The following is a 13,336-nucleotide window of genomic DNA, read 5'->3' as shown; positions in this document are numbered from 1 at the left end:
GGACGGGACGCGATGACCCCGCACGTGCGGGGTCGTCGGTCACGGGTCAGGGCCAGGCGGACGTGTGTGAAACCGCCGGGCGACCCCGGCGAGTTCACACGCGTTCGTGGGAGGAGGAAGGAGAGGCGGCGTCAGGCGGGGTGGGCCGCGCGCCAGCGGCCGGCGACCTCGAGGAGGCGGTCGTTGGCCTCGGGCTCGGCGATCGTGACGCGCACCCCGTCGGTGGCGTACGGCCGGACGGTGAGCCCGGCCTCGTCGCAGGCCGCCGCGAAGGCCGGGGTGTCGTCCCCGAGCGGGAACCACACGAAGTTCGCCTGCTGCTGCGGCACGTCCCAGCCCTGCTCGCGCAGCGCCGCGACGACCCGCTCGCGCTCGGCGACGAGCTCCTTGACGCGCACGTCGAGCTCGTCGGCGGCGTCGAGCGACGCCAGGGCCGCGACCTGCGCGAGGGAGTTGACCCCGAACGGCAGCGCCGACTTGCGCAGCGCCTGCGCCACCGGCTCGTGCGCGACGGCGTACCCGACCCGCAGGCCGGCCAGCCCGTAGGCCTTCGAGAAGGTCCGCAGCACGACGACGTTGGGGTGGGCCTCGTGGACGGCCATCGCGTCCGGTGCGTCCGGGGCGTCGACGAACTCGAGGTAGGCCTCGTCGATGACGACGAGCACGTCGCGCGGCACGCGCGCGAGGAACGCCTCGAGCTCGTCGGCGCCGACCGTCGTGCCCGTCGGGTTGTTCGGCGTGCAGACGAGGACCAGCCGCGTGCGCTCGGTGACGGCGTCGGCCATCGCGTCGAGGTCGTGGCGCTCGCCGGGCGCCAGCGGCACCATGACGGGCGTCGCGCCGGCGAGCGTCGTGAGGATCGGGTAGGCCTCGAAGCTGCGCCAGGCGAAGAGGACCTCGTCGCCGTCGTCGCACGTCGCGCGGACGAGCTGGTCGAGGACGCCGACCGACCCCGGGCCGGTCGAGATCCGCGCCGCCGGGACGCCGAGCCGGGCGGCGATCGCCTCGGTCAGCGCGGTCACCGCCATGTCCGGGTAGCGGTTGATGCCGCCCGCCGCGTCGCGCACGACGTCGAGGACCGACGGCAGCGGCGGGAACGGGTTCTCGTTGCTGCTCGCCTTGTAGGTCACGAGCCCCTCGCGGGTCGTCGCCGGCTTGCCGGGGGCGTACGCGGGCAGGGAGCCGAGGGCGTCGCGCAGGCGCACCGGGGTGGGGTGCGCCGCGGCCTCGGCGGTGAGGTCGTCGGTCATGGCCTCCACTGTAGGACCGCCGGCGAGCGCCGCCGCCGAGCGCCGCCGCCCTCCGGCCTCGCACCCCGTCGAGTGAACAGGACGCGCCGTGCGAGCGTCCGCCCCGACGGCGCGTCCTGTTCACTCGACGGGTGGGACCGGTGCGGGGACGCCTCGCAGCTAGCGTGGGCGCATGGCCTCCGACCCCATCCCGCACCGGCTCTCCGACGGCACGACCGCGCCCCTCGTCGGCTTCGGCACCTACCCGCTGCGCGGCGAGGAGGGCATCGAGGCGATGGTCTCCGCGCTCGAGGCGGGCTACCGCTACCTCGACACGGCGGTCAACTACGAGAACGAGGCCGAGGTCGGCGAGGCCCTGCGCCGCAGCGGCGTCCCGCGCGAGGAGGTGCGCGTCGCGACGAAGGTCCCCGGCCGCTTCCACGAGCGCGAGCTCGCGCTCACCTCGCTGCGCGACTCGGCGCGCACGCTCGGCCTCGAGCGGATCGACGTCGCGCTCATCCACTGGCCCAACCCGAGCCGCGACCTCTACCCGCAGGCGTGGCAGGCGCTCGTCGAGGCGCAGCGGGAGGGCCTCGTCGAGACCATCGGCGTCAGCAACTTCACCGAGGCGCACCTCATCCGCGTCATCGAGGAGTCCGGTGTGACCCCGGCGCTCAACCAGGTCGAGCTGCACCCGCTCTTCCCGCAGGAGGAGATGCGGGCCGTGCACGCGCGGCTCGGCATCCTCACCCAGGCGTGGAGCCCGCTGGGCAAGCGGCAGGCGCCCTTCGGGGCCGACCCCGTCGCCGCGGCCGCCTCGACGCACGACGTCTCCCCCGGGCAGGTCATCCTGCGCTGGCACGTGCAGCTCGGCTCGATGCCGCTGCCCAAGTCCGCGACCCCGGCCCGCCAGCGCGAGAACCTCGACGTCACCGGCTTCGCGCTGACCGACGACGAGATGGCCGCCATCGCCGGCCTCGGCCGGCCCGACGGGCGCCTCTTCGACGGCGACCCCGACACGCACGAGGAGATGTAGGCCGGATGCGCCCTCGCGGGTCCGTCACCCCGGGCCCGCGACCTGTCATGATCGAGCGGTGACGAACTTCCTCATCCGGGTCGGGATCAACGCCGTCGCCCTCTGGGTCGCCGCCCTCGTCGTCCAGGGGGTCGACCTCGCCGAGGACCAGGTCTCCACCGGCCGCAAGATCCTCACGATCGTCCTCGTCGCGCTCGTCTTCGGGCTCGTCAACGCGGTGATCAAGCCGATCGCGAAGTTCTTCTCGTTCCCCTTCATCATCCTGACGCTCGGCCTGTTCACGTTCATCGTCAACGCGCTGATGCTCCAGATCACCGAGTGGATCAGCAACGGCCTCGGGCTGTCGTTCAGCATCGACCACTTCTTCTGGGACGCCGTGCTCGCGGCCATCGTCATCACCCTTGTCTCGTGGGTGCTGAGCGTCGTCCTCCCCGAGGACGACTGAGCCCGACCCCTCCAACGCTAGGGTCGACGCCATGCGCGTCCTCGTCTCCGGCGGTGCCGGCTACATCGGGTCCCACACGGTCGTCCAGCTCGTCGGCGCCGGGCACGACGTCGTCGTCGTCGACTCCTTCGCCAACGCCAAGCCCACCGTCGTCGGGCGCATCGAGGCGATCACCGGGCAGCCGCTCGACGTCCGCTCCTTCGACCTGACCGACCACGACAAGACCGAGCACCTCTTCGCGCACGAGCCGTTCGACGCGGTCATCCACTTCGCGGGGTTCAAGGCCGTCGGTGAGAGCGTCGAGAAGCCGCTGGAGTACTACGAGAACAACCTCGGGTCGACGTTCTCTCTCGTGCGGGCGATGCGCCGCCACGGCGTGCGCCGTCTCGTGTTCTCGTCCTCGGCCACCGTCTACGGGGCCGAGGCGCCGGTGCCGATGCACGAGGACCTGCCGACCTCGGCGACCAACCCCTACGGCTGGACCAAGGTGATGCAGGAGCAGGTGCTGCGCGACGTCGCCGCCGCCGACCCCACGTGGCGCGTCGCCCTGCTGCGCTACTTCAACCCGGTCGGCGCCCACGCCTCGGGGACGATCGGCGAGGACCCGTCCGACGTGCCGAACAACCTCATGCCGTACATCGCGCAGGTCGCGGTCGGCCGGCGCGACAAGCTCCTCGTCTTCGGCGGCGACTACCCGACGCCGGACGGCACGGGCGTGCGCGACTACATCCACGTCGAGGACCTCGCCGCGGGACACGTTGCCGCGCTGGCGCGCCTCGGGAGCACCGACGACGCGGTGTCGACGTGGAACCTCGGCACCGGCCACGGCACGTCGGTGCTCGAGCTGCTCCACGCGTTCGAGCGGGCCTGCGGCCACGAGCTGCCGCACGAGGTCGTCGACCGCCGGCCGGGCGACATCGCCGCGTCCTACGCCGACCCGTCGCGGGCCGAGGCCGAGCTCGGCTGGCGCGCGACGCGGACCGTCGACGACATGTGCGCCGACACCTGGCGCTGGCAGTCGCGCAACCCGCACGGCTACCCCGACGCCTGAGCGGCGGCACAACCGGGGCGCGCGACGCATCGACATTTCGGGGTCACCCCGAAATGTCCACGAGGCACGACCTCCGAGCCGGGGTCTCGGAGACGAAGCCTTGTGTCGCGCTCCGACGCCCGCGTGAGGAGGCTCGCCTGCGTGACCCGCCTCACACCGGGACGGCTGGGCGCGATCTACGACGTTGTGTAGTTTGTACTACATCACGTCGTACTACGCGCTCCAGGAGCAAGGCATGGGATCTTCGCTCGACGTCGCCCGGTGGCAGTTCGCCATCACGACGGTCTACCACTTCCTCTTCGTCCCGGTGACCATCGGGATGTCCGGCGTCGTCGCGTACTTCCACACCCAGTGGGTCCGCACGCACCGCCCCGAGTACTACCGCCTCACGAAGTTCTTCGGGAAGCTCTTTCTCATCAACTTCGCGCTCGGTCTCGTCACGGGCATCGTCCAGGAGTTCCAGTTCGGGATGAACTGGTCGGACTACTCCCGCTTCGTCGGCGACATCTTCGGCGCCCCGCTCGCCTTCGAGGCGCTGCTCGCCTTCTTCCTCGAGTCGACCTTCCTCGGCGTCTGGATCTTCGGCTGGGGTCGCGTCCCCGAGAAGCTCCACGCCAGCTCGATGTGGCTCACCCACGTCGGCACCGTGCTGTCGGCCTACTTCATCCTCACGGCCAACTCGTTCATGCAGCACCCGGTCGGCTTCCGGTTCAACCCCGAGACCGGCCGCGCCGAGATGTCCGACTTCCTCGCCGTGCTGACCAACAAGGTCCAGCTCGTCACCTTCCCCCACGTCGTCCTCTCGGCCTACATGGTCGGCGGCGCCGTGATCATGGGGGTCGCGCTCTGGCTGCTGCGCCGTGACCACGCCACCGACGACGCCCCGATGTACCGCAAGGCCGTCCGCGTCGGCGCCGTCGTCTCCCTCGTCGCCTCACTCGGCGTCATCGTCTCCGGTGACGTCCAGGGCAAGATCATGACCGAGGTCCAGCCGATGAAGATGGCTGCGGCAGAAGCGCTCTACGACACGACGAGCAACGCCCCGTTCTCGGTCCTGTCGATCGGCCCCCTCGACGGCAGCACCGCCACCCGCGTCATCCAGGTGCCCGGGCTGCTCTCCTTCCTCGGCACGGGCGACTTCAACGGGACGGTCGAGGGCATCAACGACCTCAAGGTCTCCGAGCGCGCGATGGCCGAGAAGGTCGGCCAGCAGTACGGCCCCGACGTCGCCGCGCTCGTGCAGGCCGACGACTACGCGCCGATCATCCCGGTCGCCTACTGGACGTTCCGCCTCATGATGGGCGCCGGTTTCCTCACGATCCTCCTCGCCGCCGCGGCGCTCTGGGTCACCCGCAAGAACGGTGTGCCGCAGGCCCGCTGGTGGACCGCGGTCGCCGTCCTCACCCCGCTCCTGCCGATCGCCGCGAACAGCTTCGGCTGGATCTTCACCGAGATGGGCCGCCAGCCCTGGCTCGTCTACGGCCTGATGACGACCGCCACCGGCGTCTCGCCCTCGGTCAGCGTCGGCGAGGTCTGGGTGTCGATGGTCGTCTACACGCTCCTCTACGCGGCGCTCGCCGTCGTCGAGGTCAAGCTCTTCCTCACCTACGTCCGCCGTGGCGCCGAGCCCTTCGAGGACCCGGCCGACCACACGGACGTCCCCGAGGACGCCCCCCTCCAGTTCGCCTACTGACCACAGGGACTCGCACACCATGGACACTCTTCAGCTGCTCTGGTTCGGCCTCATCGGCCTCCTCTGGGCGGGGTACCTCGTCCTCGAGGGCTTCGACTTCGGTGTCGGCGCCCTGCTCCCCTCGCTCGGCGCCGGCACCGACGCCGAGGACACCGAGAAGCGCCGCCGCGTGATGCTCACGACGATCGGCCCCCACTGGGACGGCAACGAGGTCTGGCTCCTCACCGCCGGCGGCGCCACCTTCGCCGCCTTCCCCGAGTGGTACGCGACGATGTTCTCCGCGTTCTACCTGCCGCTCCTGCTCGTCCTCGTCGCGCTCATCGTGCGCAACATGGGCTTCGAGTACCGCGGCAAGCGCGACGACGCGACCTGGCGCAAGCGCTGGGACATCGCCATCATCGGCGGCTCGGTCGCCGCGCCGCTCCTCGTCGGGGTCGCGCTGACCAACGTCGTGCGCGGCGTCCCGCTCGACGCCGACTCGGAGTACGCGGGCAACCTCTTCACCCTGCTCAACCCGCTGAGCCTGCTCGGTGGCCTCACCGTGCTGGCGCTCTCGCTCACCCACGGCGCGTTCTTCCTCGCCCTGAAGACCAGCGGGTCGATCCGCGAGGACGCCCGCCGGATGGGCACCGTCCTCGGGCTCGTGACGGCCGGCCTCGCCGTGGTCACGCTGCTCTGGCTCAACGTCGCGACCGGCTCGGTGTGGTCGTGGGTGACCACGGTCGTCGCCGCCGTCGCGCTCCTCGCGGCGATCTACGCCAACACGCAGGGCCGCGAGGGCTGGGCGTTCATCGGCACGGCCGTCACGGCCGCGACCGCGGTGGCCACGTACTTCCTGGCCCTCTACCCGGACGTCATGCCGACCACCCTCGCCGGTGGTCGGTCGCTGACCATCGAGAACGCGTCGAGCAGCCCGCTCACCCTGAAGATCATGACCGGCGCGGCGCTCGTCTTCACGCCGATCGTGCTCCTCTACACCGCGTACACCTACTACACCTTCCGCAAGCGGATCGGGACGCACCACATCCCCGCCCCGGTCGCGGTCAAGTGAGGACCCTGACCCCTCGATGAGGCCCTTCGACCCCCGCGTCCTCGCGGTCGCCCCCGCGGCCCGCCGCCCCGTCCTGCTCCTGGCGGTCGTCGGCGTGCTCCAGGGGGCCGCCACGATCGGCACGGCGTTCGCCCTCGCGGCGCTCGTCGTGGCGGTCGTCGAGGGCGCGGGGGTCGTCGGTCCCGCGGCCTGGCTCGCCGGGCTGCTCGTCGGGCGCGCCGGCCTCGGCTGGGCCTCCGAACGGGTGGCCGCCCGGGCCGGGGTCGAGGTGACCGCCGCCCTGCGCAGCGCCCTCCTGCGGCGCTGGCTCACCGTTCCCGCGGAGCAGCGCCCGGACCCCGACCGCGCCGCCACCCTCGCGGCGCAGGGGGTCGCCGCGGTCGAGCCCTACGCCGCCCGCTTCCTGCCGGCCCTCGTCGCCGGGGCGGCCGTCCCCGTGATGGCGGTCGCGGCGCTGCTGTGGGTCGACCCGCTGAGCGCTCTCGTCGTCGTCCTCACCCTGCCCCTCCTCCCGTTCTTCGCGGCGCTCATCGGCGCCGCCACCCGCGACGAGACCGACCGCCGCTGGCAGGCCCTCTCGCAGCTGTCCGGCCACTTCGTCGACGTCATGCGCGGGCTCCCCACGCTCGTCGGGTACGGACGGGCCGAGCGCCAGGCCGAGGTCGTCGGCGACGTCAGCCGGCGGCACCGCACGGCGACGATGCGCACGCTGCGCCTGGCCTTCATGAGCTCCGCGGCGCTCGAGCTCCTCGCGTCGATCTCGGTCGCCATCGTCGCCGTCACGGTCGGCCTGCGCCTCACGCACGGGACGGTCGCGCTGCAGACCGGCCTGCTCGCCATCCTCCTCTCGCCGGAGGCCTACTGGCCGATCCGTCGGGTCGGCGCCGAGTTCCACAACGCGGCCGACGGGGCGGAGGCGGTGGCCGCCGTCCTCGACGACCTCACGGCCGACCAGCCGGCGCCCTCGCCCGCGGGACGGAGCGCTGACCTCGTCGGGGCCGAGCTGCGGGAGGTCTCGTACGCCTACCCGGGCAGCCCCGAGCCGGTCGTCCGTGACGTGACCCTGTCCGCCGGCCCCGGCCTCACCGTCGTCACCGGCCCCTCGGGCGTCGGCAAGTCGACGCTCCTCGAGCTGCTCGCCGGCCTGCGCACCCCGTCCTCCGGGGTCGTCGCGACCGGGCGCACCCACCTCGTGACGCAACGCCCGTTCCTGCCGGCCGGCACCCTGCGTGACGCGCTGCGCCTGGGCACCGACGCCCCCGACGACGCGCTCTGGGGGGCGCTGCGGGCCGTCGGGCTCGAGGGCTTCGTCGCCGGCCTGCCGCAGGCCCTGGCCACGCCGCTCGGCGACGACGGCGTCGGGCTCTCGGCCGGCCAGCGCTCGCGCGTCGCCATCGCCCGCGCGACCCTGTCGACCGCGCCCGTGCTGCTCGTCGACGAGCCCACCGCCCACCTCGACGAGCACGCGAGCGCCCAGGTGCACGCGCTGCTCCAGGAGCTCGCCGAGCGGCGCACCGTCGTCGTGGTCACGCACCGCCCGGAGCTGGTGCACCTCGCCGACCGGCACGTCGTCGTCACGGCGACCGGGGCGGAGGTGCACCGATGAGCGACACCACGACCGTCCTGCGCCCGACCCGGGCCACCGTCCTCGGCGGGCTCCTCGGGGGCGCCGCGACCTCGGCCGGCATCGCCCTCACGGCGACGTCCGGATGGCTGGTCGTCCGCGCGAGCGAGCGGCCCGTCATCCTCACCCTGCTCGCGGCCATCGTCGCCGTGCGCGCGTTCGGGATGGCCCGGCCGTTCTTCCGCTACCTCGAGCGGATCGTGTCGCACGACGCGGCGCTCGCCGACCTCGCCGACCGGCGCGGCGCCGTGTACCGCGCGCTCGTGCCGCTGACCCCGGCGCGCCTCGGGCGCCGCTCGCGCTCGGCCGTCCTCACCGGCGTGGTCGACGACCTGACCGACGTCGTCGAGGCCCAGGTCCGGGTCACCGTTCCGCTCGTCTCCAGCGCCGTCGCCGGGCTGCTCGCGACCGCGCTGACTGCAGCCTTCGCGCCCGCCGTCGGGCTCGTCGTCGCCGGGCTGCTCGTCGTCGTCGCCCTCGGGTGCGTCCTCGCGTGGTGGTTCGAGTCCCGGTCGCGTGACGAGCTGCTCGCCGCCCGCGCCGAGACCGCCCGCGTCGGTGACCTCGTCGCCCGCCAGGCCGGCGAGCTGCGGGCCATCGGGGCCGAGGACGCCGCGCTCGGCTGGCTCGACGCGGCGCACGCGACGCTGCGGGCCGCCGTCCGGCGGCAGAGCCGGGGCCGCGCGCTCGTCGCCGCCCTCCTGCTGCTCGGCACGGCCGCCGCGACGGTCGCCGCCGCCACCGTCGTCGACCCGGCCGCCACCGGGGGCCCGGTCGCCGCGCTGCTCGTGCTCGTGCCGGTCGCGGTCGGCGAGGCCCTCGCCCCGCTCGTCGACACGATGCGTGCCCTCGCCCGCGCCCAGGGCAGCCGCGCGCGCCTCGAGCGGCTCCTCGACCAGGACCCCGCCGTGCACGAGCCCGCGCACCCGGCGACCCGCCCCGACTCCTCCGCCGCCGGTGGCGGAGGCGTCCGGCTGGAGGCCGCGAGCGCGTCGTGGACGGGGGCGCGCGAGGACCTCGCCCCGACCGACCTCGAGCTCGTGCCCGGCCGCCACGTCGCCGTCGTCGGGCCCAACGGGTCGGGCAAGAGCACGCTGCTGGCCGTGCTCGCCCGCAGCCTCGACGTCAGCGGCGGCCGGCACACCGTCGGCGGCGCCGACGTCCGTGGGCTGGCCCTCGCCGACACCCGTGGCGACGTCGCGGTCGTCGACGACGAGCCCCACGTCTTCGCGACGACCCTCGCCGAGAACCTCCGCCTGGCCCGGCCCGGCTGCGACGACACCGCCCTGCGCCGCGCCCTCGACCTCGCGGGCCTGCGGGGCTGGCTCGACGGCCTGCCGGACGGCGTCGACACCCGGCTCGGCACCGGCGGCCGCGGGCTCTCCGGCGGCGAGCGCACCCGCCTGGGCGTCGCCCGCGCGGTGCTCGCGGATCGCCCGGTCGTGCTCCTCGACGAACCCGCCGCGCACCTCGACCACCCGACGGCCACGGCCGTGCTCGATGATGTCCTCGACGCGACCCGCGACCGCGCCGTCGTCCTCGTGAGCCACCGCCCCGAGGCGCTCGACCGTCTCGACGCCGTCCTCGACCTCTCCGTCCGTCCCGGCCCCCAGGAGTAGCCATGCCGCACTCGACCTCCGCACCCCGACTCGGCGACCTCGAGCGCGTGGTCATGGAGCGCCTCTGGGAGGCCGGCCACACCGACGGCGCGACCGTCCGCGAGGTCTTCGAGATCCTCGAGCGCGACCGCGAGATCGCCTACACGACCGTGATGACCGTGCTCGACCGGCTCGCGAAGAAGGAGCTCGTGACGCGCGTGCGGGAGGGCCGCGCCTGGCGCTACTTCCCCGCCGACTCCCGCGAGGCCCTCACCGCGCAGACGATGCGGCGCACCCTCGACGACATGGAGGTCACCGACCGCCGGGCCGCCCTCCTGCACTTCTTCGACGGCGCGAGCTCGGAGGAGATCGCCGACATCAAGGCGGTGCTCGCCGAGGTCGAGGCGAAGGCCGAGGAGAGGGCGAGCAGCCCGCGGGGTCTACGCGGTCGGCTGCGCCGCTGACCCCGCGCAGACCGACCTCCCCTCGCCCGGCCCCACGGCCCTCCTGCCGCCCTTCCCCGCGCTGCGCCCTCCGGGCGCCCGGGCGCCCGAGGTGACGCTGCCCGCGGCGGGCTGACGCGGCGGTGGCTCCCCTGCCACCATGGGGGCGTGCTCCCGCTCGTCCTCGCCGGGCTGGCCGTCGCCCTCGTGTGGGTGGCGCCCGGGCTGCTCGCCCGCCAGCCGCGCTTCCGGCGTGCGCCGCGGGCCGCGCTCGTGGCCTGGCAGGCGGTCTCGCTCGGCGGGGTGCTCGCCGCGCTCTTCGTGGCGCCCGCCGCGCTGCCGCTCTTCGCGGGGGCCGACGACCTGCGTCAGCACCCGGCGCTCGTGGTCGTCGCCGCGTGCGTGAGCGCCGCCCTCATCGTCCGGGTGCTCGTGTCGGGGCACCGCGTCGGCACCCGCATCCGGGCGGCCCGGTCGCGGCACCGCGAGATCGTCGACATCGTCGCCGAGCACGACCGGGACGGCCTGCGCGTCCTGCAGCACCCCACCGCGACGGCGTACTGCATCCCCGGGCGCTCGTCGCGGGTCGTGCTGTCGCAGGGCGTGCTCGACACCCTCCCCGAGGAGCAGCTCGCGGCCGTCGTCGCGCACGAGAAGGCGCACCTGCGGGCCCGGCACGACCTGCTGCTGGAGTTCTTCACCGTGCTCCACGAGTCGGTGCCGTCGGCGCTGCGCTCGCACCGGGCGCTGACCGAGGTGCGGCTGCTCGTCGAGGCGCTGGCCGACCGGGCCGCCGTGCGTCGCAGCGGGGAGGTGGCGACGGCGCGGGCCCTCGTGGCCATCGCCCAGAGCCGCTACCCCGACGAGGCGATGGGCGCGGGGACGTCGGCGCCGGTCCGGATGCAGCTGCTCGCGCTGGGGCCGCACCCCCGTCTGGCCGCGACCGCCTACGCCATCGCCGCGGTGGCCCTCGCCGCGCCGTTGGCGCTCCTCGTGGCGGCCTGGTCGTGACCGGCGAGGCGGCGCCGGGCGACCTGCGGGCGGCCCTGTCGGCCGGCCTCGTGCCGGCGATGCGGGCCCGGGACGCGGTCACCGTCTCGGCCCTGCGCTCGGCCCTCGCCGCGCTGGGCAACGCCGAGGCCGTCCCGTCGGGCGACCGCCCGCGGGCGGGTGCGATGGAGGAGGCGGCCCTCGGGGTGGGAGCGGCGGACGTCCCGCGGCGGGAGCTCTCCGAGGACGAGGTGCGAGCGGTGGTCGAGCAGGAGGTGGCGGAGCGGGTCGAGGCGGCCGACCGGCTGCGGGCCCTGGGGCGCCCTGCGGACGGCGAGCGTCCCGCGGCCGAGGCCGCGGTGCTCCGTGGGCTCCTCGACGCTGCCCGTCGGCGGGCCTGACCGGCGCCCGCCCATCGGCGACCGGGCGGTCGCCACCGCCCCCGGAGGTGTGTGCTCCCAGCCTCCTGGCGCTCCGGAAGGTTTACCTTCCGCGCGCAACCATCCTCGGACCCACCCACGCGACTCCTTGCCCCGCGGAAGGTTTCCCTTGCCACCCGGCAACAGATCCCTTGCGCCGCGAAAGGTAGACCTTCCGCGAGTGAAACGTGTGGTTGCGAGGGGAAGGTAAACCTTCCGCGGAGCATGGATCCCGGGAGAGCACACCACGGCTCCCCGTTCTCAGGGACCCTGCCGTCTCGATCCGCGATGTGCGCGGCGTGGGCGCGCCAGGTCGGCGCGGCCCCCGCGGCCACCCCGTTCAGGCCCAGCTGGGGGGCGGCGGGGGCGGCGGCGTGGACGACGGGGGCCGCTCGTCGGTGTCGGGCAGCGGCGGCCGCGGGTCCGGGGCGGCGCCCGGCGGCGGGCCGGCGGGCGCGTCCCCCGCGGGCGAGACCCCACCCGGCGGGGGCGGTGGGGGCGCACCGGCCCCCGGGGCGGGCGGCGGAGGCGGTGGCGCACTCGCCCCGGGCGGTGGCGGCGCACCCGCGGACCCGGGCGGGGGCGGCGGCGCCCCGTAGGGCTGCGCAGGCGTCACCGTGAGCGGCCCGAGCCGCCCGGCGGTCTCCAGCTCGCGCAGCGTCGCCATCACCCGCTCACGGTCGGCGGCGTCGACGGGGCGGCCGGTGGCCTCGAGCCACGCCAGCACCCCCAGGTCGCGCAGCGCGCGGTCGCCCCCCATCCCCGGGACGTTGACGCCGGCGTTGGACATCGCGACGTCGGCCTTGGCGGCGAGGTCGCTCGCCGCCGCCTTCGCCCGCTCGAAGAAGCTCATCCGGGACCTCCCTGACCTGACCCTCGGGACTCCCCGGAACCATAGTGCCGACCCCCTCGTCTCTTCTAGCGTTGACGACAGCGGGGACGCCGTCCCCGACGACACGAGAAGGCGGCACGATGACGATCCACGGCTCCTTGTTCCAGGACTTCCGCGAGAAGGAGAGTCAGGACCCGTTCTCCCTCCAGAACAAGAAGCTCCTGCGCATCGACATGCGCTACGGGCCCGTCCAGGCGAAGACCGGGTCGATGGTCGCCTACCAGGGCGACGTCCGCTTCGCGAACAAGGGCTCGGGCGGCATGGGCAAGATGTTCAAGGCGGCGATGACCGGCGAGGGCGTCAAGATGATGGAGTGCTCCGGCCAGGGCGAGCTCTTCGTCGCCGACGAGGCCGCCGAGATCCAGGTCATGTACCTCGAGAACGACATGATCTCGGTCAACGGCAACAACGTCCTCGCGTTCTCCAGCTCGATCCAGTGGGACATCCACCGCATCCAGGCCCGCGGTGCCGCGATGACCGGCGGCCTCTACAACGTCTCGCTGCGCGGCACCGGCTACGTCGCGGTGACGACCAAGGGCGACCCCATTGCCCTCGACGTCGCCTCCTCCCCGACCTTCGCCGACGCCCAGGCCGTCGTCCTGTGGACCTCCGGCGTCTCGATGGACGTCCGTGTCGACACCGGCGGCTTCGGCTCGATGATCCGCGGCGGCACCGGCGAGCTGCTCCAGATGGCCTTCGGCGGCCAGGGCTACGTGCTCGTGCAGCCCTGCGAGAACGTCGTCGACGGCGGCCACCAGGGCGGCGGCGGCCAGCAGGGCGGGATGCTCGGCCAGTTCCTCAGCTGACCCTGGTCCTCGGACGAGCTCCTCGGACCCCCGGACGGTGCAGCGCGCGCCGGCCGGGG

At 74.1% G+C, this 13,336-nt stretch carries 13 protein-coding genes; 11 read left to right on the top strand and 2 right to left on the bottom strand.

Annotation, left to right across the window (positions count from 1 at the left end):
- Positions 1-131 precede the first annotated feature (131 nt).
- Positions 132-1,250 carry a histidinol-phosphate transaminase gene (hisC, locus tag LG324_RS02575; RefSeq protein WP_404351565.1) on the bottom strand — a complete coding sequence of 373 codons (1,119 nt, stop codon included), beginning with the start codon at positions 1,248-1,250 and terminating at the stop codon, positions 132-134.
- Between the two features lie 172 nt (positions 1,251-1,422).
- On the opposite strand from hisC, the gene LG324_RS02570 reads away from it, so the two are divergent.
- The 10 genes from LG324_RS02570 to LG324_RS02525 all read left to right on the top strand — a co-directional run bounded on the left by LG324_RS02570 (position 1,423) and on the right by LG324_RS02525 (position 11,561).
- Positions 1,423-2,265 carry an aldo/keto reductase gene (locus LG324_RS02570; RefSeq protein WP_404351563.1) on the top strand — a complete coding sequence of 281 codons (843 nt, stop codon included), beginning with the start codon at positions 1,423-1,425 and terminating at the stop codon, positions 2,263-2,265.
- A 58-nt stretch (positions 2,266-2,323) separates the two neighbouring features.
- Entirely contained in the window at positions 2,324-2,710 is a 387-nt protein-coding gene (locus LG324_RS02565) for a phage holin family protein (RefSeq protein ID WP_404351561.1), read from the top strand.
- A gap of 31 nt (positions 2,711-2,741) precedes the next feature.
- Positions 2,742-3,761, top strand: coding sequence for a UDP-glucose 4-epimerase GalE (gene galE / locus LG324_RS02560; RefSeq protein ID WP_030527064.1), 1,020 nt, complete (start codon positions 2,742-2,744; stop codon positions 3,759-3,761).
- A gap of 235 nt (positions 3,762-3,996) precedes the next feature.
- The gene (locus LG324_RS02555; protein ID WP_404351559.1) at positions 3,997-5,454 is read left to right on the top strand and encodes a cytochrome ubiquinol oxidase subunit I; all 1,458 of its coding nucleotides are present in this window, start codon (positions 3,997-3,999) and stop codon (positions 5,452-5,454) included.
- Positions 5,455-5,473: 19 nt separating this feature from the next.
- Positions 5,474-6,505, top strand: coding sequence for a cytochrome d ubiquinol oxidase subunit II (cydB, locus tag LG324_RS02550; RefSeq protein ID WP_404351557.1), 1,032 nt, complete (start codon positions 5,474-5,476; stop codon positions 6,503-6,505).
- A 16-nt stretch (positions 6,506-6,521) separates the two neighbouring features.
- Positions 6,522-8,111 (top strand): thiol reductant ABC exporter subunit CydD, encoded by a 1,590-nt coding sequence (cydD, locus tag LG324_RS02545; protein ID WP_404351555.1) that lies wholly within the window; start codon positions 6,522-6,524, stop codon positions 8,109-8,111.
- Complete coding sequence (cydC, locus tag LG324_RS02540; RefSeq protein ID WP_404351553.1) at positions 8,108-9,748, top strand: thiol reductant ABC exporter subunit CydC; 1,641 nt, start codon at positions 8,108-8,110, stop codon at positions 9,746-9,748. Before cydD ends, cydC begins: the two co-directional genes overlap by 4 nt.
- Before the next feature lie 2 nt (positions 9,749-9,750).
- Entirely contained in the window at positions 9,751-10,191 is a 441-nt protein-coding gene (locus LG324_RS02535; protein WP_036829083.1) for a BlaI/MecI/CopY family transcriptional regulator, read from the top strand.
- Between the two features lie 147 nt (positions 10,192-10,338).
- Positions 10,339-11,181 carry a M56 family metallopeptidase gene (locus LG324_RS02530; RefSeq protein WP_404351551.1) on the top strand — a complete coding sequence of 281 codons (843 nt, stop codon included), beginning with the start codon at positions 10,339-10,341 and terminating at the stop codon, positions 11,179-11,181.
- On the top strand, positions 11,178-11,561 hold the full coding sequence (locus tag LG324_RS02525) for a hypothetical protein (RefSeq protein WP_404351549.1): 384 nt from the start codon (positions 11,178-11,180) through the stop codon (positions 11,559-11,561). Before LG324_RS02530 ends, LG324_RS02525 begins: the two co-directional genes overlap by 4 nt.
- 358 nt (positions 11,562-11,919) lie before the next feature.
- Here LG324_RS02525 and LG324_RS02520 read toward each other — a convergent pair whose 3' ends face one another.
- The gene (locus LG324_RS02520; RefSeq protein ID WP_404351547.1) at positions 11,920-12,432 is read right to left on the bottom strand and encodes a hypothetical protein; all 513 of its coding nucleotides are present in this window, start codon (positions 12,430-12,432) and stop codon (positions 11,920-11,922) included.
- 119 nt (positions 12,433-12,551) lie between these two features.
- Here LG324_RS02520 and LG324_RS02515 point away from each other — a divergent pair, with 119 nt between their 5' ends.
- Positions 12,552-13,277, top strand: a complete 726-nt coding sequence (locus LG324_RS02515) for an AIM24 family protein (RefSeq protein WP_030527073.1) — start codon at positions 12,552-12,554, stop codon at positions 13,275-13,277.
- The last annotated feature ends 59 nt before the right edge of the window (positions 13,278-13,336 follow it).

This window comes from Phycicoccus jejuensis (assembly GCF_044797865.1).
In the GTDB taxonomy this organism is placed as follows: Bacteria; Actinomycetota; Actinomycetes; order Actinomycetales; family Dermatophilaceae; genus Phycicoccus; species Phycicoccus jejuensis.
The sequence above is the reverse complement of the archived record's forward strand: the minus strand, read 5'-3'. Positions and strand labels throughout refer to the sequence as shown.